At 70.4% G+C, this 18554-nt stretch carries 20 protein-coding genes; 10 read left to right on the top strand and 10 right to left on the bottom strand.

The window, feature by feature from the left end:
• Positions 1–10 precede the first annotated feature (10 nt).
• Positions 11–1309: a hypothetical protein gene (locus AB0H43_RS06085; RefSeq protein ID WP_359997217.1), complete on the top strand. Its 1299-nt coding sequence runs from the start codon at positions 11–13 to the stop codon at positions 1307–1309.
• A 100-nt stretch (positions 1310–1409) separates the two neighbouring features.
• Here the strand turns inward: AB0H43_RS06085 and AB0H43_RS06080 are convergent, their stop codons facing one another.
• The gene (locus AB0H43_RS06080; protein WP_359997214.1) at positions 1410–3011 is read right to left on the bottom strand and encodes an MFS transporter; all 1602 of its coding nucleotides are present in this window, start codon (positions 3009–3011) and stop codon (positions 1410–1412) included.
• Between the two features lie 4 nt (positions 3012–3015).
• Positions 3016–3708 carry an LppX_LprAFG lipoprotein gene (locus AB0H43_RS06075; protein ID WP_359997211.1) on the bottom strand — a complete coding sequence of 231 codons (693 nt, stop codon included), beginning with the start codon at positions 3706–3708 and terminating at the stop codon, positions 3016–3018.
• A 47-nt stretch (positions 3709–3755) separates the two neighbouring features.
• On the opposite strand from AB0H43_RS06075, the gene AB0H43_RS06070 reads away from it, so the two are divergent.
• Positions 3756–4319, top strand: coding sequence for a hypothetical protein (locus tag AB0H43_RS06070; RefSeq protein WP_359997208.1), 564 nt, complete (start codon positions 3756–3758; stop codon positions 4317–4319).
• 70 nt (positions 4320–4389) lie between these two features.
• Here the strand turns inward: AB0H43_RS06070 and AB0H43_RS06065 are convergent, their stop codons facing one another.
• A complete protein-coding gene (locus AB0H43_RS06065; protein ID WP_359997205.1) occupies positions 4390–5625 on the bottom strand; it encodes a beta-ketoacyl-[acyl-carrier-protein] synthase family protein in 1236 nt (411 codons plus the stop codon).
• Between the two features lie 79 nt (positions 5626–5704).
• Here AB0H43_RS06065 and AB0H43_RS06060 point away from each other — a divergent pair, with 79 nt between their 5' ends.
• Positions 5705–6316: a TetR/AcrR family transcriptional regulator C-terminal domain-containing protein gene (locus AB0H43_RS06060; RefSeq protein ID WP_359997202.1), complete on the top strand. Its 612-nt coding sequence runs from the start codon at positions 5705–5707 to the stop codon at positions 6314–6316.
• Here the strand turns inward: AB0H43_RS06060 and AB0H43_RS06055 are convergent.
• Together AB0H43_RS06055 and AB0H43_RS06050 are read right to left on the bottom strand one after the other, a co-directional pair.
• Entirely contained in the window at positions 6288–6755 is a 468-nt protein-coding gene (locus AB0H43_RS06055) for a hypothetical protein (protein ID WP_359997200.1), read from the bottom strand. The genes AB0H43_RS06060 and AB0H43_RS06055 overlap by 29 nt on opposite strands.
• Before the next feature lie 132 nt (positions 6756–6887).
• Positions 6888–7379 (bottom strand): GNAT family N-acetyltransferase, encoded by a 492-nt coding sequence (locus tag AB0H43_RS06050; RefSeq protein ID WP_359997197.1) that lies wholly within the window; start codon positions 7377–7379, stop codon positions 6888–6890.
• A gap of 41 nt (positions 7380–7420) precedes the next feature.
• On the opposite strand from AB0H43_RS06050, the gene AB0H43_RS06045 reads away from it, so the two are divergent.
• Genes AB0H43_RS06045 through AB0H43_RS06020 form a run of 6 tightly spaced genes read left to right on the top strand, consistent with a single transcriptional unit; the run spans position 7421 to position 12887 of the window.
• Entirely contained in the window at positions 7421–8062 is a 642-nt protein-coding gene (locus AB0H43_RS06045; protein ID WP_359997195.1) for a methyltransferase domain-containing protein, read from the top strand.
• A gap of 53 nt (positions 8063–8115) precedes the next feature.
• Positions 8116–8868: a trypsin-like peptidase domain-containing protein gene (locus tag AB0H43_RS06040; protein WP_359997192.1), complete on the top strand. Its 753-nt coding sequence runs from the start codon at positions 8116–8118 to the stop codon at positions 8866–8868.
• 23 nt (positions 8869–8891) lie between these two features.
• Positions 8892–9884 carry a MoxR family ATPase gene (locus tag AB0H43_RS06035; RefSeq protein ID WP_359997190.1) on the top strand — a complete coding sequence of 331 codons (993 nt, stop codon included), beginning with the start codon at positions 8892–8894 and terminating at the stop codon, positions 9882–9884.
• Positions 9885–9886: 2 nt separating this feature from the next.
• Complete coding sequence (locus AB0H43_RS06030) at positions 9887–10771, top strand: DUF58 domain-containing protein (RefSeq protein WP_359997187.1); 885 nt, start codon at positions 9887–9889, stop codon at positions 10769–10771.
• Entirely contained in the window at positions 10768–11775 is a 1008-nt protein-coding gene (locus AB0H43_RS06025; RefSeq protein WP_359997184.1) for a VWA domain-containing protein, read from the top strand. Before AB0H43_RS06030 ends, AB0H43_RS06025 begins: the two co-directional genes overlap by 4 nt.
• Positions 11775–12887, top strand: coding sequence for a VWA domain-containing protein (locus AB0H43_RS06020; protein WP_359997181.1), 1113 nt, complete (start codon positions 11775–11777; stop codon positions 12885–12887). The genes AB0H43_RS06025 and AB0H43_RS06020 overlap by 1 nt, the downstream gene beginning before the upstream one ends.
• 35 nt (positions 12888–12922) lie before the next feature.
• Here AB0H43_RS06020 and arcA read toward each other — a convergent pair whose 3' ends face one another.
• From arcA to AB0H43_RS05995, 5 genes are all read right to left on the bottom strand, one after another.
• Positions 12923–14185 (bottom strand): arginine deiminase, encoded by a 1263-nt coding sequence (gene arcA, locus AB0H43_RS06015; RefSeq protein WP_359997178.1) that lies wholly within the window; start codon positions 14183–14185, stop codon positions 12923–12925.
• Between the two features lie 15 nt (positions 14186–14200).
• Positions 14201–15646, bottom strand: a complete 1446-nt coding sequence (locus tag AB0H43_RS06010; RefSeq protein WP_359997438.1) for a basic amino acid/polyamine antiporter — start codon at positions 15644–15646, stop codon at positions 14201–14203.
• 85 nt (positions 15647–15731) lie between these two features.
• Entirely contained in the window at positions 15732–16277 is a 546-nt protein-coding gene (locus AB0H43_RS06005; RefSeq protein ID WP_359997175.1) for a DinB family protein, read from the bottom strand.
• A gap of 41 nt (positions 16278–16318) precedes the next feature.
• Complete coding sequence (locus AB0H43_RS06000; RefSeq protein WP_359997172.1) at positions 16319–17275, bottom strand: chitosanase; 957 nt, start codon at positions 17273–17275, stop codon at positions 16319–16321.
• Between the two features lie 10 nt (positions 17276–17285).
• Positions 17286–17933, bottom strand: coding sequence for a TetR/AcrR family transcriptional regulator (locus AB0H43_RS05995; protein ID WP_359997170.1), 648 nt, complete (start codon positions 17931–17933; stop codon positions 17286–17288).
• Between the two features lie 46 nt (positions 17934–17979).
• Between AB0H43_RS05995 and AB0H43_RS05990 the strand changes: the two genes are divergently transcribed.
• On the top strand, positions 17980–18513 hold the full coding sequence (locus AB0H43_RS05990) for a hypothetical protein (RefSeq protein WP_359997167.1): 534 nt from the start codon (positions 17980–17982) through the stop codon (positions 18511–18513).
• The last annotated feature ends 41 nt before the right edge of the window (positions 18514–18554 follow it).

Genomic DNA, 18554 nt, shown 5'->3' with positions numbered 1-18554 from the left:
CGGTGAGGTCGTGTCGTTCGCGGAGGAGCACGCCGTCGTCATCGGAGCGGGGGTGGCAGGCCTCGCCGCCGCCCAGGCGCTCGCCGGCCGGTTCGGCCGGGTCACCTTGATCGAACGCGACACCCTGCCGGACGAACCACAGACCCGGCGCGGAGTGCCGCAGGGCGGCCACGGGCACGTGCTGCTCGCGGCCGGGCAGGCGGCGCTGACCGAACTGTTCCCCGGGTTCGCCGACGCCCTCGTCGCGGCCGGGGCGGTGCCCTTCGACCCCGGTCTCGACCTGCGGGTGCACCGGTTCGGTGAGCTGTGGCCCCGGGTCGACAGCGGGCTGCGGCTGGTCTCGTTCAGCCGGCCGCTGCTGGAACACACTCTGCGGGACCGCCTGCGGCCCAACGTCGAGGTGCGGGACGGCGTCGCGGTGTCCGGGCTGACCGGTTCGGGCCGGGTCGACGGCGTACGCCTGGACACCGGCGAGGTTCTCGAGACGTCACTGGTGGCCGACTGCTCCGGCCGGGGTTCCCGATCCGACCGCTGGCTCGGCGAGCTGGGCTTCCCGACCCCGGAATCGGCTGAGGTGAAGGTCGGCGTCGGATACGCCACCCGCGTGTACCCCCGCAAGCCGGGGGACGTCGCCGACGGCGAAGCGGTGTTCGCCTTCCCGACACCCCCGTACGCCTACCTCACCGGGCTGCTGCTCCCGATCGAAGGCGACCGGTGGCTCGTCATGGCCGGAGCCTGGCACGGCGCGTACCCCCGGGACGAGGCGGGCTTCGCCGAGCACATGAAGGCGTTGCCGCATCCGGCCTTCGCCGACCTCGTCGGCCGGGCGGAGCCGCTGTCGGAGGTGTTCGTGCACACCTTCCCGGCCAGCCGCCGCCGATACTTCGAGAAGCTGGACCGGCACCCGGCTGGTTACGTCACCCTCGGTGAGGCGTTGTGCAGCTTCAATCCGATCTACGGGCAGGGCATGACCTGCGCCGCGCTGGAGGCTGCCGAACTCGGCTCCGTGCTGGACAAGCACGGGACGGTCTCGGCCGGACTGGCCAGGGAGTACTACAAGCGGGCAGCGGGGATCCTCGCCGTGCCGTGGCGGTTCGCCGCCGGGGGCGACTTCGCCTTCCCCGAGACGACCGGACCCAAGCCGCCGCTCATCGACCTGCTGAACGGGTACTCGAGACGAATGCTCCGCGCTGCGATGCGCGACCCCGACATCCGGGTCACGTTCAACCGCGTACAACATCTGGTGCTGCCGCCGAGCGTGCTGTTCAAGCCGCGCATGGTGTGGAAGGTGCTGCGTTCCCGTCCTTGAGCTTGATGATCCACATCCTGTCGCGTGTCAGAATCGGGCTCCTTTCGACACAGAACAGGATGTGGATCTCCGCGACGGCGCATGGATCACGCGACGGCCGTTACGAACTGGGCGTGCTGCGCTCCGTGCGGCCGAGCAGCAGGCCGCCGAGCGCACCGAGGACGCAGATCGCCGCGGTCGCGAGGAAGATCTCGCGGTATTCGGTCTGGAGCGCCGCCCGCAATGCCTGCTCGTACGCGGTGAGCTGCCGTTGGAAGTCCTCTTCGGACACCCCGAACGGCAGCGGCGTGTTCAGCGTGGCGGTGAGTTCCCGGAAGCGGTGGAAGCCCCAGGCGGACAACGCCGCCACGCCGAGCAGCATGCCGATCATCCGGGCGACGACGAGCGCGGCCGAGGCGACACCTCGTTGCGCGGCCGGGACCACCCGCAGGACGACCGCCGACAGCGGTGCGATGACCAGCCCGAGGCTGAGCCCGGCGAGCACCAGGTCGGTGTCGACTCTGGGCAGGCCGAGCGGATGCCGGGCGGCGAGCGCGTCGGCGGGCCAGCCCGCGATCAGCATGTACGCCCCGGCGCTGAGCAGCAGCCCGAGGACGGTCACCAGACGTTCCCCGGCGAAGCGCAGGAGCAGGCCGCCGAGCACCGCGCCGATCGGCAGCGCCACGAGGAATCGGGTGAGCAGCAGCGTGCCGTCCCACGCCGACTCGCCGAAGACGGTCTGCGCCACCAACTGCACGTCCACGAGGGTGACGAGCAACGCCGCACCCGCGCAGAGGCTGGCCAGCAGCGACCCGAAGAACGGCGTACGCCGCACTCCGGTCAGGTCGACGAGCCGCACCTTCGCGCGGGACTCCCAGACGGCGAACCCGATCAGCGCCAGCACCCCGGCACCCAGGGCGGGCAGGCCCCACGACGGCAGCACCTGGTGCTCGGGATCGGGGTTGTAGAGGCCCGCCACGAGCAGTCCCAGGGCGATCGCCAGCAGTACGCCCCCCACGACGTCGACCCGCGGCGTGCTCTCGTGCGTTGCTGGTGGCGTGTCGTGGCGCGTTATGCCGGATAACGCGGCCTCGTCGCGCCGGGAAGCAGCGTTATCCCGGATTTCGCGATCCGGAGCGTCCGCAAGTGCCGGGACGCCCGCAAGCCGGGCGGGGAGCGCGAACCAGACCGCCAGCGCGCACACCGCGGCCAGCGGAACGTTGAGCCAGAAGATGCCGCGCCAGCCCAGCCAGCCGCCGACGGCCGCCCCGAACAGCGGCCCCAGGACGGCGCCGAGTTCTTGAGCGGCGCCGACCCAGCCGAGCGCGGTGGCGCGGCGGCGGTCGCCGAAGACGTCCGCCGCCAGCGCCATCGTCACCGGCAACAGCGCGCCGCCGGCCAGGCCCTGCAGCCCCCGGCCGGCGACCAGCTGGATCATCCCGGTCGCGAGCGCGGTCGCGACCGACCCGAGGGCGAACACCCCCAGGCAGGCCAGGATGACCACGCGGCGGCCGTACCGGTCGGACAACCGGCCGAGCAGCGGCATCCCCGCCACGTATCCGAGCAGATATCCGGTGATGACCGGAGTCGCCCGCTCGAGGTGGTTGATCGGGATGTCGAGGTCGGTGACGACCGCGGTCAGCAGCGAGACCAGCACGTACGCGTCGAGCGCGCCGAGCAGGACGGCCAGGCCGCCGGCCGCGAGCGTCAGCCGGGGTCGCACGATCTCAGGGGGCACTGATCGTCACGGGAGCGTCGTAGTTCGAGAACGTGACGTTGATCGTGCCGCCGGGCTTGCCGCCGGAGGCGGGCACCGTGAACTGACCCTTCGTGACCTGCTTGGTCGCCGAGTCGATCCAGACGGCGGCGGTGATGCCGGTGACCTTGGTGGGGACGACGGCCTGCAACGCGGTCGCGTCGGGCTCGAAGGTCACCTTGTACGCGGTGCCCTCCTGGGCCACGGTCTGCGGGTTCTTCGCGACCTTGAGCAGGTTGGCCACGCCCCGGCTCGGGTCGAGGATCGCCGACGGGTCGTAGACGGTGGCGGCGAACGACAGCGGCACCTTGGTGAAGCCGCCCGTCGGGCCCTTCAGGTACGCGTCCTGGCCGACGATGACGAACTCGGTCTCGACCTTCAGCCCGCTCTGGGTGAGGGTGGCCGTGCCCTTGGCGTTGCCCTCCCGGGTCAGGTCGCCCTCGGCCTTGCTGATCGACAGGTTCTCGATGTCGCCGTCGACGCTCAGGGTGAAGTGGGCCGTCTTGACGGTCGCCATCGCCACGGCCGCCTCGGTGAGCAGGGTGGCCCCGTTGGGCAGAGTGCTCGCCGACGGCGTCGGCGTGGGCTCGTCCTTCTTCGAGCATCCACTGACGACGATCGCGAGCAAAGACAGCGCGGCTACCGCGCGGAGTGTCCGTGACATGCGGAGCATGGTAGTGAACCCGGGCAACGCACTCATAGGCTGCACAGGTGATCGGGTACGCACGCCGCGAATTCCAGTTGATGCTGCTGCGCCGCATGGCGGATCTGCGGCCTGACCTGGTCGAGGATGCCTATCCCCGGCTGGGCGCCACCCGGTGGGAGTACCTGGACGCGCACACCCGCTGGCAACGCATGCTGCGATCGCGTACGGCTCCGCAGGGGCTCCAGCTGTTGCGGGCGGTTCTCGGCCCGGCCGACTCGGCGCGCCTGATCAGCGTCGGCGACGCCGAGGTCACGGCGCATCTGTGGCACTTCGGCGGGCTGTGGCCGGAACTGTCGTGGGAGGCGATCACCGGGCACGAGGGTTTCGTCCTGCGTGGTCAGCTCGTCCGGACCGGCACATTCGTCGGCCACGAGCGGCTCGTCGCCGACGCCGCGCACGAGCTGACGACGCCGATCGAGCCGTGGCGCAGCGTCATCGGCGACGTCCTGGCCGCTCACCCCGACGCACGCCAAGTCGATCCGCAGACAGCCGCGCACTGGCTGGTGGAGACCGGCGACGCGGACTACCGGTTCGTGCACGGCCTGCTGCAGACGGTCACGCCGAACTGACCAGCCGTCACGCTGAACCGGCGAGCTGTCGCGCCGAGCTGGCGGGGCGGAACGCGGAGCCGGTGAGCCGTCACGCCGGGGTGAACAGCAGCGACACGTTCTGGCCGCCGAAGCCGAACGAATTGCAGATGGCCGCGTCGACGGTCATCTCCCGCGGCGTACCGGTCACGATGTCCAGGTCGACGTCGGCCGCCTTCTCCTCGAGGTTGAGCGTCGCGGGGATCAGCCCGTGCTTGACCGACAGCAGCGTGATGATCGCCTCGACCGCGCCCGCCGCGCCGACCAGGTGGCCCAGGCTGGACTTCGGGGCGGTGAGCACCGGCCGGTCGCCGAGCGCCTCCCGGATCGCGACCGCCTCGTAGACGTCGCCGACCACGGTCGACGTGGCGTGACAGTTCACGTGGTCCACATCAGACGGCTCCAGGCCGCCGTCGCGGACCGCCTTGCGGATCGCGCGGATCTGGCCCGCACCGGTCGGGTCGGGGCCGGTGATGTGGTGCGCGTCGGCGGTGATGCCGAATCCGGCCAGGCGGCCCAGCACTCGAGCACCGCGCGCCGCGGCGAAGTCGGCCCGCTCCAGGATCATCGCGCCCGCGCCCTCGCCCAGCACGAACCCGTCCCGCTCCACGTCGAAGGGGCGCGAGGCCCGTGCGGGGTCGTCGTTGCGTTTCGAGAGGGTACGCGCCTGGGCGAACCCGGCGATGGTCAAGGGGTTGATGGCCGCCTCGGCGCCGCCGGCGATCACGACGTCGGCCTCGTCCTCGCGGATCAACCGGGCGCCCAGGGCGAGCGCCTCGGCCCCGGAGGCGCAGGCGGACACAGTCGTGTAGACGCCCGCGCGGGCGGCGTACTCCAGGCTCACCCAGGCAGCGGGACCGTTGGGCATCAGCATGGGAACGGTCAACGGCGAGATCCGGCCCGGACCCTTCTCCTCCAGCAGGTCGTCCATGCCGAGGAGGGTGCCGACGCCGCCGATGCCGGTGCCGAACACGACGGCGAGGCGTACCGGGTCGACCTCGGGCTTGCCCGCGTCCGCCCAGGCCTGCTGGGACGCGACAAGGGCGGCCTGCTGACAGCGGTCCATCCGGCGGGCCTGCACGCGTGGCAGGACTCCGTCGGGCGACACCGCCATCGGCGCGGCGATGCGAGTCGGCATCTCATCGCCGAAGGGCGCGCCTTCGAGCAGGTCGTCGATGCGGCGTACGCCGGACCGCCCGGCGAGCAGGCCCGCCCAGAGTCCTTCGACGTCTCCGGCCAGCGGGGTGGTCGCGCCGAGCCCGGTGACGACGACGTCCGGTGCGTTCATCGTGGTGTCCTCCGACCTGTGGTGTCGCGTCCGAGAGTTGTGGTTGCGTCGCGATAGTTGTATCGCATACAACTATGGCATGTCCACCGCGAACAGGCCGCCCGAGGTCGGCGAACCGCCCAGAGCCCGAGGCCGGCGTACCCGGGCGCAGATCTTGGAACGGGCCGCCGAGCTGTTCGCCGCCCGCGGGGGAGACACCGTGAGCGTGGCCGAGATCGCGGCGGCGGCCGGCGCCCACCCGAACCAGATCACCTATTACTTCACCTCGAAGGACGGCCTGTTCGTGCACGCCGCCTTCCTCCTGCTGCTACGGGACGCGGCCCGCCTGGAGCCGCTGGGCCGCCGCCAGCGCACACCCGAGACGTTCCGCATCGTGCTGGCCCGAGCCGCGTTGGCCCTGCCCACCGTGCCGCTCGCAGTGCAGGCGATGTCGATCGCAGGCCGCCGCCCGGAGCTGAGCCCGGTCGCGCAGCACAACCTGGCGATCCTGTTCCGGCAGGCCGAGCGCTATCTCACCGGGGTGCTGTCCCGGCGAGGCTGGGTGATCGACCGTACGCCCGAGGCGGAGACGCGCACCTTCTGGAGCACCGTGCTGGGGGCGCGCCTGGTCTCCGAGTCCGGCTTCGGCGGCCGGTCCGACGACATCGACCTGGCCGGAGTGCTCACCATTCGGGCGAAAGACGTCGCTTGACCTGGCCTACCGCGGCGATTCCCGCCGCGACGCCGGCGATGGCGATCACCACGACCAGCCAGACCGGCGCGTCGAGGTCGATGGCGGCGACGATCACGAAGCCGTCGAAGAGCGAGATGAGTGTGAAGCCGATGTCGTCGGCGTACGCGCCGCGCTGGCCGCTGCCCTGCCGGCGCAGCCGTTGCCACGCACGCCAACACCGATACAGCATGTACGCGGCGAGCACCAAGAGCCCGGCGTAGACGCCCCGAGCCGAGCCGTCGAGATCCGGCCAGTCCGTCGCTACCACGATCAGCAGGAATATCGCCATCGCCGCCAGCGAGACCGCGTATGCGGCGAAACTCCAGGATCGTTGTGGCGTCGCGTACAACGCCATCACGCCGAGGACGAAGGCGATCACCCCGGCGGCGGCGTGGAGCACGATGAGGACGTCGTGCACGGGCACCTCCTTGCCCCTCATTGAACCCCGGCGCGTCGGAGGGGTCCACCGACACAGCGGGCCACAAATCTCGACGCCGGCCGCTGCCCTGCCTAGCCGACCGTTGCCCTGACTAGCCGGCCGTTGCCGTGACTAGAAGGTGGCCTCCATCCACACGTCGTCCGGCAGACCGGGATGGTCGGGATCAGTGGTCCGGCCGATCTCACGGAACCCTTGTGCGCGGTAGAACGCCGCCGCCCGGTCGTTGCCGTCCAGGTATTCCAGGCGTACGCGGTCGGCTCCCTGGCCGCGTACGCGGTCGAACACCGCCGCCATCAGGGCCGAGCCCACGCCGGTGCCCTGCGTTTCGGGCAGCACGTACAGCTTCCACAACACCGGTACGCCGTCCTTTTCGCCGAGCCCGGCCATGCCGACGATGCGCCCGTCGACTTCGGCGACGAGGACGTTGCCCGTAGCGATGCCGCGCGCGGTGGCCTCCACTGACCACCAGGTCGCCAAGCCCCACTCCACGTACTCCGGCCCGGTCAGCGGAGTGTAGGTCGGCGGCCACGCGGCGAGGCCGATGGCGCGGACGCCGTCGGTGTCGGTGAGCTCGGCTTGGCGTACGACGATGGCGGAGATCATCCGGACATGATGCCGTCGGGGGTCTTCACTAGGCTCGCCGGGTGACGTTTCTGGAGAGCACCCGCGCCGCCTACGACACCATCGCTCCGGCGTACGCCGAGCAGTTCCACGACGGGCTGGACGGGATCCCCGTCGAACGGGCCCTGCTCGGGGTCTTCGCCGAGCTCGTGCGGTCGGCCGGATCCGGCCGGGTCGCCGACATCGGCTGCGGCACCGGCACCGGCACGGCGGACCTGCGCAAACTCGGCCTCGATGTATTCGGGGTCGACCTGTCGCCCGGCATGCTCGCGTTCGCGCGCGAGCGTTATCCGGAGTTGTCGTTCACCGAGGCGTCGATGACGGCGCTGCCGATCGCGGACGAGGTGCTGGCGGGCATCGCGGCGCAGTACTCGATCATCCACATCCCGGACGGCGAACTGCCCGGCGTGCTGGCGGAGTTCCATCGGGTGCTGCGGCCCGGCGGTCAGCTGCTGCTCTTCTTCATGGATCGAGACGAGCATGTCCTGCGGACCGAGGCGTTCGGCCTCACCTTCGCGCTGGACTACTACTTCCGCTCGCCTGAGGTGATGACGAAAGCGTTGGAGCGCAACGGTTTCGACGTGCACATCACAGTACGCCGCAAGACGCAGGAGGGCGAGAACATCCCCCGTGGAATGATCATCGCCCGTAAGCCGCGGTTGTAATTGGCAAAGCCGCCTCCTACCGGGCTTTGAGGTCGCCGATCTAGTCTCGAAGGATGCGAGGGCGACTCGGCAGAGCGCTGCCGGCTGCGATCCTGGTCGTGGCGCTGGTGGGAACCGCCGTGCTCGCGTACCGGTGGGGGGCGGCCGACCGGGACGAGCCACCGGTGGCCCGGCCGTCGGCGTCACCGAGCGCGACGGCCCCGCCCACCGTCAACGAGGTCTACACCGCGGTCGCACCCTCGATCGTCTCCATCACCTCGGTCTCGAAATCGGGGAGCGCCTCCGGCACCGGGGTCGTCGTGAACGCCGACGGCAACATCCTGACCGCGCTGCACGTGGTCGACGGCGCCACGGCGATTCAGGTGGTCTTCGCCGACGGCACGCAAGCGAAAGCGCAGCTGGCCGCGTCCGACGCCGCCACCGACATCGCCGTGCTGCTGCCGGACCAGCTGCCGTCGGTCGTGGTTCCGGCGGTGCTCGGCGGTGGCGCGGCGGTCGGCGACGACGTCATCGCCATCGGCAACCCGCTCGGGCTGACCATGAGCACGACCACCGGCGTCGTCTCGGGCCTCAACCGGTCGCTGACCCGCCAAGGCGCGGCCGAGCTGAAGGGCCTCATCCAGTTCGACGCGGCGGTCAATCCGGGCAGTTCCGGCGGACCGCTGCTGAACGGCGTCGGCCAAGTGGTGGGCGTGGTCGTCGCGCTGGCCAATCCGACCAAGGACGGCACCTTCATCGGCATCGGCTTCGCCGTGCCCATCGGCACCGCCGTCGGCGCCGGCGGCGAGCGGCCGCCCCAGATCTAGCAGTCCCACGGCAGGAGGAAGCTTTGCAGCCCAACGGTTCCGCAGCGCCCGGCTCGACCCTCGTCGAACAGGTCTTCTACGAGGTCAAGAAGACGATCGTGGGCCAGGACGTCCTGCTGGAGCGACTCGTCGTCGCGCTGCTGGCCCGGGGGCACATCCTGGTCGAGGGCGTGCCCGGTCTGGCGAAGACCCTCGCGGTCAAGTCGCTGGCCGAGGCGATCGGCGGGCAGTTCCACCGCGTCCAGTTCACTCCGGACCTGGTTCCGGCCGACATCGTCGGCACCCGGATCTACCACCAGCACAGTGGCGAGTTCCAGGTGTCGCTCGGCCCGGTCTTCACCAACCTGCTGCTGGCGGACGAGATCAACCGGGCTCCGGCCAAGGTGCAGAGCGCGTTGCTGGAGGTGATGCAGGAACGGCAGGTCACGATCGGACGCGAGACGCATCGCGTACCGGAGCCGTTCCTGGTCATGGCGACGCAGAACCCGATCGAGTCCGACGGGACGTATCCGCTGCCGGAGGCGCAGGTCGACCGGTTCATGATGAAGGTGCTGGTCGGCTATCCGAGCGCGACCGAGGAGTTCGTGGTCGTCGAGCGTGCGCTCAAGGCGGCCGCCGCGATCCAGAGCATCATCGACCCCGCCCGCCTGGTGGCGCTGCAGCAGCAGGTCGATCAGGTCTACGTCGACCCGGCCCTGATCGAGTACGCGGTCCGCGTCACGACCGCGACGCGTACGCCCGCAGTCGTCGGGCTGGACAAGCTGAGCCGTTACGTGACCTATGGGGCGAGCCCTCGGGCCTCGATCAACCTGGTGCTGGCCGCTCGTGCGCTGGCGTTTCTCCGCGGTCGCGACTACGCGGTGCCACAGGACTTGACCGACCTGGCCCTGGACATCCTGCGGCACCGGCTGGTGCTGTCCTATGAGGCGCTGGCCGACGAGGTGAGCGCGGACGTGATCCTCACCGAGATCCTGCTGGCGCTGCCGGTGCCGGACATCGCGATGCAGGTCCGGTAGTCATGAGCCTGGCCTCCGACCGGTTGCTGCGACGCCTGGAATGGCAGGTGGTCCGCAAGCTCGACGGGCGGCTGCAGGGCGCCAACCGCACGGTCTGGCACGGCGCCGGGATCGACTTCACCGACCTGCGGACTTATACGCCCGAGGACGACGTCCGGCACATCGACTGGAACGTGACCGCCCGGATGGACGAGACGTTCGTCCGGCAGTACACCGAGGAACGCGACCTCACCGCGTGGCTGGTCCTCGACCGGTCCGCCTCGATGCGGGGCGGCGGCGGTCCCGGCAAGGACGCGGTCCTCGGTGATCTCGCGATCTGCCTGGCCCGGCTGCTGTCGCAGAACGGCAACCGGGTCGGCGCTGTCTTCTACGACAACCACTTCCAGCGCGTCGTCGAGCCCAAGACCGGGCGTACGCAGGCCTTGCGGATCGCGCACGAGCTGGACCGGAGTGACGCGGGACCGGCCCGGGGCACGACGACCGACCTCGCGGCGATGCTGCGTACGGTGGCGACCGCCGCCCGGCGGCGCAGCCTGGTCTTCGTGCTGTCCGACTTCATCGGCGAGGCGGGCTGGGAGCGGGCGCTCGGCCAGCTGGCCCACCGGCACGAGGTCGTCGTGGTACGCCTGGTCGACCCGGCCGAGCTCGAGTTGCCAGACGTGGGGCTGGTCCTCGTCGAGGACGCCGAGACGGGGGAGCAGATCCTGGTCGACACCAGCGATCCGCTGCTGCGCCGTCGGCTGGCCGCCGAGGTGGCGGCGCGGGAGTCGGCGCTGACCGAGGCGATGCGGCAGGCACGGGTCACCGCGCATCGGGTCACGACCGACTCCGATCTGCTGCGGGCACTGGTGGAGATGGTTCAGGACTCGCATCGGAGACGCCCATGACGGTCGTGTACCCGGTTCTCGTGGTCGTCGCGGTGCTGCTCACGGCGGCCGCGATCACGGCGTACGTGGTGTTGCTGCGCCGCCGATCCGCCGCGTTGCGGGCGACTGGGCTCGACCTGGCGGCCTTCGCCCGTCCGTCCGGCCGCCGGCGCCATCTGCCGTACGCGTTGTTCCTGGCCGCGCTGCCGCTGCTGTTGCTGGCCCTGGCCCGGCCGGCGGCCGAGGTCGACGTGCCGCGCGTCTCCGGGACGGTCATCCTGGTGCTCGACGTGTCGCAGAGCATGACCGCCGACGACGTGAAACCGAACCGGCTGTCGGCGGCGAAGACCGCCGCCGCCGGATTCGTGGCGGCTCAACCGAGCACAGTGGACATGGGAGTGGTCGTGTTCGGCCAGGACGGCCTGGCCACCCAGGCGCCCACGGCCGACCACGACGCGGTGCTCGCCGCCATCGATCGCGCCTCTGCCGCCGGTGGGACGTCGTTGCGGCAGGCCATCCTGGTCGCGCTGACCGCCATCGTGGGTAAGCCGGTCGCCCTGCCCGCCGACGGCCAGGCCCCGGATCTCGGCTACTGGGGGTCGGCGACGATCGTGCTGTTCTCCGACGGCGAGGACTCCTCGGGCGGAGGCAGCGGAGGAGGCGGAGCCGGCGGCGACGGCGCGGGTGGCGTGCAGACCGCGGCCGACCTGGCCGCCACGGCCGGCGTACGCATCGAGACCGTGGGCATCGGCACCGCCCAGGGCGCCACGGTCGAGGCGGACGGCTACCAGGTCGCGACGGCGTTACGGGAGGACGTGCTGACGAACCTCGCCGCGACGACCGGCGGCTCCTACCATCCCGCCTCCGACGCCGACCAGATCAATGAGATCCACCGCTCCATCGACCTGCGCATCACCACCCGCCCGGAGACCGTCGAGCTGACCGGCGTCCTGGCCGTCGCCGCGCTCGTGCTGCTCACCGCGGGCGGCCTGCTGATGATCAGCTGGCACGGAAGGATCGTCTGATGTCGCTCAGCTGGCCGTGGGCGCTCGCCGCCCTCCTCGTCGTCCCGCTGTTGCTGCTGGCCCGCTGGTGGGCCAACCGGCGGCGGCGCCGATTCGCCGTCCGGGTGTCCAGCGTCGCGCTCATCCGGGCCGCCGTGCCCGGGCGTACGGCGTGGCGGCGGCGCATCCCGGTGATCCTGTTCTCCGCGGCGCTGGTGTTCCTCGCCGTCGGGGCGGCGCGCCCGCAGGCCTCGGTACGCGTACCGGCCAACGCCACGTCGATCCTGCTCGCGCTCGACGTGTCCCGGTCGATGTGCTCCACCGACGTCCAGCCCAACCGGATCACGGCCGCCCAGGCGGCCGCGCGTGAGTTCATCAAGGCTCAGGGCGGCGAGACGAAGATCGGCCTGGTCACCTTCTCCGGCATCGCGGCGATGCTCGTCGAACCGACGACCGACCAGGAGGCCCTGCTGAAGGCGATCGACGGGCTGCAGACCGGCCGGGGAACCGCGATCGGGCAGGCCATCCTGACCTCCATCGACGCCATCGCCGAGACCAATCCGGCGGTTCCCCCGACCGGTGTGACCTCGCCGGACGGCGCGTCGCCGACGCCTTCGGGCGCCCCGGCCGATTATCAGGCCGACACCATCGTCGTGCTGACCGACGGCGCGAACACCCAGGGCGTCGAGCCGGTGACCGCCGCCGAGCAGGCGTCCGCGCGTGGTCTGCGTGTCTACACGATCGGCTTCGGCACGACCCAGCCTGCGCCGATGGTGTGCAGCCCCGACCAGATCAGCGGCGGTTCGGCGTTCGGCTCCGACGGCGGGCGGTTCGGCGGCGGCTTCGGGGGCGGCGGTGGCCGCGTCCAGCAGATCGACGAGGAGACCCTGGAGAAGGTCGCCGAGATCACCGGCGGTGAGTACTTCCGGGCCGAGGACGCCGATCAGCTTCAGGACGTGCTGACGGACCTGCCCGGCAACTTCGTCGGCCAACTCAAGAAGGTCGAGATCAGCGTCTGGTTCGTCCTGCTCGGTACGCTGCTCGCCGTCACCGCGGTGGTGCTGTCTCTGCGCTGGAACCGGTCGCTGAGCCTCCCGGCCGCGGCGGTCGCCCGGCGGGAACCGCCACGCTAGAACGCCGCGCTAGAACTCCGCGCTAGAAGTCCACGCTAGAACTCCACGGGATCGCGGACGATCGGGCAGGTCATGCAGTGGCCGCCGCCGCGGCCCCGGCCCAGTTCGGCGCCGACGATGGTGATGACCTCGATGCCGGCCTTACGCAGGAGCGTGTTCGTCTGCGTATTGCGGTCGTAGGTGACCACGACCCCCGGTTCCAGCGCGACGGCGTTGTTGCCGCTGTCCCACTGCTGGCGCTCCGAGGCGTACACGTCGCCGCCCGTCTCGATGACGCGGAGCTTGGGCAGGCCGAGCGCCTTGGCCACGACGTCGACGAACGGCTCGTCGCCGTGGTCGACGACCTCGACGTTCGGCGCCTTGTCGGCGGGCCGCAGCGAGAACGAGTGGATGGACTCGACGATGTTGCGGTAGAGGGTGACCACGTCCCGGTCGGCGAAGGTGAACACGGTGTCCAGGTGCATTGCGGCGCGCAGCTTGGGCATGCCCGCCACGACCACGTGGTCGGCCGCGCCGTTCTCGAACAGGGCCGCCGCCACCTGGGTGATCGCCTGGCGGGAGGTGCGCTCGCTCATGCCCATCAGGACCACGCCGTTGCCGACCGGCATGATGTCGCCGCCCTCGAAGGTCGCCTGCGCCCAGGACTGATCGGGGTCGCCCCACCAGACCTTCGAGCCGACGTAGTCGGGGTGGAACGTGTAGATCGCCTTCATGAGCATGGTCTCGTCGTGCCGGGCCGGCCAGTACAGCGGGTTCATCGTCAAGCCGCCGTAGAGCCAGCAGGTCGTGTCCCGGGTGTACAGCGTGTTCGGCAGCGGCGGCATGAGGTAGTCCCGTGCGCCGGTCGACTCGCGGACCAGGGCGAGGTAGGGGGAGCGGAACTCGTCCGGCAGGTCCGCCGTGGCCAGGCCGCCGATGAGATGCTCGGCCAGCTTCGCCGGGTCCAGGCTGTCCAGGTACGCCCGTGTCGGCTCGACCAGTCCGAGACCGACCTCGTTGGGCGTGATCTTGCGGTCGAGCAGCCAGGTCTTGGCGTCGCCGAGCGCCATGGTCTCGGCGAGCAGATCGTGCAGCTCGACGACGTCCACGCCGCGCGCCCGCATCTTGTTGACGAAGTCCAGGTGATCGCGCTGGGCGTTCTCGACCCACATGACGTCGTCGAACAGCAGGTCGTCGCTGTTGGTCGGGGTCAGCCGCCGGTGCGCCAGACCGGGCCGGCACACCAGCACCTTGCGTAGTCTGCCGACCTCGGAGTGCACGCCGTAGGCGGCGGAGGCGGGCTTGCCCGAATCGGTCATCACGATCTCCCAGCTCTACAGACTGATCCACCCGGCCGCGAGCGCGACGACGCCGAGCACCGCGCCCGCGATCGAGACCAGCAGCAACACGATTTCCGCCGGGGAGAAGAGCCGGCGGCCCTGTTCCCGGCGCGCCATCACGAACAGGACCGTGGCGGGCGCGTACACGATGAACGAGACGAGCACGAACTTCAGCCCGGCCGCGAACAGCAGGAACAGCGTGTACGCGGTGGCCAGCGCGGCGATGAGGACCTGCCCGCCGGAGCCGCGTCTTCGCTCGCCGTCCCAGCCCAGCATCACCTTCAGCGCGTACGCCGCCGCCAGCAGGAACGGGATCAGCGTCAGCGCACTGGTGAGGTCGAGAGCGAAGGTGAACGCGTCCTCGGAGAAGTAAGTCACGACGAGGAAGAGCTGCGACAGCGCCGTAGACATGATCAACGCCGGAATGGGGACGTCCGCCCGGCTGGTCCGGCGCAGGAAGCGTGGCATGTCGTCGTCCTTGGCCGCGACGAGCAGCACCTCCGCCGCCATCAGCGTCCAAGCCAGGTACGCGCCCAGCACGGAGATGATCAGCCCTACGCTGACGAAGACCTTGCCCCAGGTGCCGACGGCCGCTTCGAGTACGCCGGCCATGCTGGGCTGGCGCAGCTCGGCGATCTCGCTCATCGGCAGGATGCCGTAGGAGACGATGGTGACCGAGGCGAAGATCGCGAAGACGCTGAGGAAGCCCAGGACGGTGGCCCGGCCGACGTCCTCACGGCGCTTGGCGTGCCGGGAGTAGACGCTGGCCCCCTCGACTCCGAGGAAGACGAAGACCGTCGCGAGCATCGTGCCCTTGACCTGGTTGAACAGCGACCCGGCGTAGTCGGCCCCCGCCCAGTTCTCCGCGAAGACCTTCGGATCCAGGTAGAACAGGACCAGCAGGATGAACACGATGATCGGCACCAGCTTGGCCACGGTGACGATCCGGTTGATCGCGGTGGCCTCTTTGACACCCCGGCTGATCAGCGCGTAGAACGCCCACAGCCCGACCGAGGAGAGCACGATCGCCAGGATCGTGTCGCCGTTGCCGAGCGCGGGGACGATCGCGCCCACGGTGGACATGATCAGCACCCAGTAGGTCACGTTGCCGACGCAGGCGCTGGCCCAGTAACCGAAGGCCGAGAAGAAGCCGGGATACTCGCCGAATCCGGCCTTCGCGTACGCGTACACGCCGGCGTCGAGGGCGGGCCGGCGTACGGCGAGCATCTGGAAGACGAAGGCGAGCATCAGCATGCCGGTGCCGGCGACCGTCCAGGCGATGAGCGCGCCGGCCACTCCGGTCGCCTGGGCGAACCGGCGGGGCAGCGAGAACACGCCCGCGCCGACCATCGAGCCCACGACCATCGACGTCATGGTCCAGAACGTCAGCTTGACCGACGCCGGAGCGCCGGAAGCCGCCGGCTTCGTCTCGACCTGCATACGCACGGGCCCCTTCCGCTGCCCGTGACTCTACTGACGAGATCTCCGCTTTGGTCCGGATTCGTGCAACTTGGGGAGGAACGGACTACTGTCCGACCCGGCCGTCGATGCGCTCGCGAAGCAGGTCGGCGTGGCCCATGTGGCGGGCGTACTCCTCGATCATGTGGACGAGGATGCCCCGCAGCTCGTCGCCCTTGGCGCCGGTGAAGCCCATGTCCGGAGCCGCGGCGACATACTCCTCGGCGAACGCCACCTCGGCCCGCCAGGTCTCCCAGGCTTCCCGGACGACCTCGGGATCGCCGACCGCGCCGTTGAAGTCCTCGTCGCGATCGTCACCGGACCGGTAGAGGCGCGGCCCGTCGTAGCCGGCCATGTGGATGCGGAACCAGTAGTGCTCGACGCCGGCCAGATGCCGGATCAGGCCCAGCAGCGACATGGTCGAGGGCTCGACCGACCGCCGGGCGAGCTGCTCGGCGTCCAGGCCGGCGCACTTCAGCTCCAGCGTCTTGCGGTAGTCGTCGAGGTAGCCGACCAGCACCGCGCGCTCTCCCCGGTAGCCTTCCTGACTACGCGGGTCGTCCTCCGGCGCGACGAACATGTTGGACCAGCCGAACTGCCGTTCTTCCGTCATGCGGTCCAGCCTTGGCGCTGCGGTCGGCGCCCGCAAGCGAATTAGTTGATCACGTAGGAGTCGCCGTAGACGGACCACCGAAGCGGCGTGGCCAGGGTGAAGTTGCGCGCCTTGAGGAACACCCGTTGCTCGGTGTCGACCCGGTCGGTGTTCTCGTGCGCCTCCTCGGTCAGCATCGCCGCCTTCCGGGCGTCCAGGAAGGCCATCAGGTACGCGTACTCGTCGCCGCCCTGAGCGGGTGTCTTGGCCTTGCGCAGGGCCGCGGCCCGGATGCCGCCGAAGCTGACCGGGTCGGAGCCGGGGCCGTGCATGACGATGGCGTCGTAGTAGATGAACTGCCCGAGCGCCCGCAGCCCGTCGGCCTTGCCCTGGCGGACGGCCGGGATGAAGTAGCCGCGGTCCCGCTCGTCGTTCTGCGCCTGCTGGAACGCGCTGTCCTTCGCGGCGGCCGCCCAGTCGGCCGGGTAGCCCGGATCGAGGCCGGCGTGCGAGTCCGAGCCGTCGACGGCCCGCAACGCGGGCAGATACTTCGCGAGGACGTTGCCGGGCTTGCGCTTGGTGTACAGCTCCACCAGCTCGAGCATGTCGTGCGTGCCCGAGCAGAAGCCGATGATCCCGCCGGTGTAGCCCCGCCCGTCCCCGATGTCCTCGATGTACTTGTACTGCGCACGCCAGTTCAGTGAGGAGTTCTCGGCGCTGGAGACAAGCTTCATCGCGATCTCCTTCTTCGCCGGACTGTCCAGGCCGGCCCCGGCGGGGACGGTCGCCTTGGTCCCGCGGGGCGTCGCATGTGGACTCACGCTGGCGCTCGCGCTCGCTGACGCTGTCGCCGTGGGCGTCGCTTCGCCGCCCGGTGCGGCCGACGGCGATCCGTCGACGGCGGCGGACGCGACACCCGGGCTCGGCGCGGCCAGCTTCACAAGCGCGAAGACGAGCAGCGCCAAGACCACGACGCCAGCGGTTCCGGCCAGCCAGAAGCGGCGCACGGTGGAATTCACCCGCGCAAATCTACGGCAGGCGCGGAGTTCGTCCAATGTCCGGCTCCGTCGCGCCGGCTGGCTCGCACGCCTGCCCGGTCAGCCCGGACAGGTACGCGTCCAGCTCGGCCACCATCTCGTCCGCCGTCAGGTGGCCGGCCAGGACGTGCACACTGAGCCCGTCGACCACCGCGTGGAGGCGGCGCGCCAGCGTCGTGACGTTCTCCGGCGTCGGCGCGAGCGCCTGGCGCGCGGCGAGCCCCTCGATCATTTGACGGCACAAGTCGTGCATCGAACTGAAGTGACGCCGCTGCACCCGGGCCAATTCGCGATCACCGAGGCCGAGGGCGAGGAACGAGAACGCGATCGACGCCTCCGTGTGCCGTCGTTCGTCCACCGGCATCGTCTCCAGCAGGATCGCCCGGACCGCGCCTACGGGGTCGGCCGGCAGTTGCAGGGACTGGATGCGGGCGGTGACCTCGTCGATGACCTGCTCGCAGGCGAAGGCCAGCAGCTCGCCCCGGGTCGCGAGGTAGTGCCGCAGGGCGCCGGCGGACCACCCCGCGGCGGCGGCGACCGTCCGGATCGACACCTCGTCGACGCCGTGCTCGGCGATCACCTGCCAGACGGCCGCCGCCAGCTCCCGGCGACGCTGCTCGTGATCCACGATTTTGGGCACCGCGCTATTATGACACGGTCGTGTTAAAACACCGGGGGAGGGTGTCGTGATTCCGCTGATCATCGCCTGCGAAGTCGGCTTCTGGGTCCTGCTGCTGGCCGGTCTCGCCGCTCGCTACCTGCTCAAGGCGAAAACGCTCAGCACCGTGCTGCTGATCTGCGTACCGCTGGTCGACGTGGTGCTGCTGGCGGCGTCGGTCATCGATCTGCGCGGTGGCGGGACGGCCACGATCGCGCACGGACTGGCGGCCATCTACATCGGAGTCTCGGTCGCCTTCGGCAGCCAGCTCGTACGCTGGGCCGACCAGCGGTTCGCCCACCGGTTCGCAGGCGGACCGGCTCCCGTACGCCCTCCGGAGCACGGCGCGGCGCACGCCGCCTACGAACGGCGGCAGTGGCTGCGCCACCTGCTGGCGTACGCGATCGCAGCCGGGGTCATGGGCCTGTTCACCCTGCTGGTCGGCGACTACGAGCGGGTGCTGCCCATGTGGGGACCGATGGGCGGATGGGGCGTCGTCGTGATCGTCGACTTCTTCATCTCGTTCAGCTACACCCTGGCCCCCCGCAAGGCGAAGTCGTGAAGCGAGCCTGGGCACTGCCCACCCGCGAGCGGGATACGCTG

The organism is Hamadaea sp. NPDC050747 (assembly GCF_040654195.1).
In the GTDB taxonomy this organism is placed as follows: Bacteria; Actinomycetota; Actinomycetes; order Mycobacteriales; family Micromonosporaceae; genus Hamadaea.
This window is presented reverse-complemented; position numbering and strand designations above follow the sequence as displayed.

Excerpts from the sequence above, each read along its gene's own strand:
- AB0H43_RS06065 (WP_359997205.1), bottom strand. The coding sequence starts at position 5,625 with ATGAACGCACCGGACGTCGTCGTCACCGGGCTCGGCGCGACCACCCCG.
- AB0H43_RS06050 (WP_359997197.1), bottom strand. The coding sequence starts at position 7,379 with ATGATCTCCGCCATCGTCGTACGCCAAGCCGAGCTCACCGACACCGAC.
- AB0H43_RS06005 (WP_359997175.1), bottom strand. The coding sequence starts at position 16,277 with ATGACGGAAGAACGGCAGTTCGGCTGGTCCAACATGTTCGTCGCGCCG.
- arcA (WP_359997178.1), bottom strand. The coding sequence starts at position 14,185 with ATGACCGATTCGGGCAAGCCCGCCTCCGCCGCCTACGGCGTGCACTCC.
- AB0H43_RS06010 (WP_359997438.1), bottom strand. The coding sequence starts at position 15,646 with ATGCAGGTCGAGACGAAGCCGGCGGCTTCCGGCGCTCCGGCGTCGGTC.
- AB0H43_RS06025 (WP_359997184.1), top strand. The coding sequence starts at position 10,768 with ATGACGGTCGTGTACCCGGTTCTCGTGGTCGTCGCGGTGCTGCTCACG.
- AB0H43_RS06060 (WP_359997202.1), top strand. The coding sequence starts at position 5,705 with ATGTCCACCGCGAACAGGCCGCCCGAGGTCGGCGAACCGCCCAGAGCC.
- AB0H43_RS06030 (WP_359997187.1), top strand. The coding sequence starts at position 9,887 with ATGAGCCTGGCCTCCGACCGGTTGCTGCGACGCCTGGAATGGCAGGTG.
- AB0H43_RS06040 (WP_359997192.1), top strand. The coding sequence starts at position 8,116 with ATGCGAGGGCGACTCGGCAGAGCGCTGCCGGCTGCGATCCTGGTCGTG.
- AB0H43_RS06075 (WP_359997211.1), bottom strand. The coding sequence starts at position 3,708 with ATGTCACGGACACTCCGCGCGGTAGCCGCGCTGTCTTTGCTCGCGATC.
- AB0H43_RS06020 (WP_359997181.1), top strand. The coding sequence starts at position 11,775 with ATGTCGCTCAGCTGGCCGTGGGCGCTCGCCGCCCTCCTCGTCGTCCCG.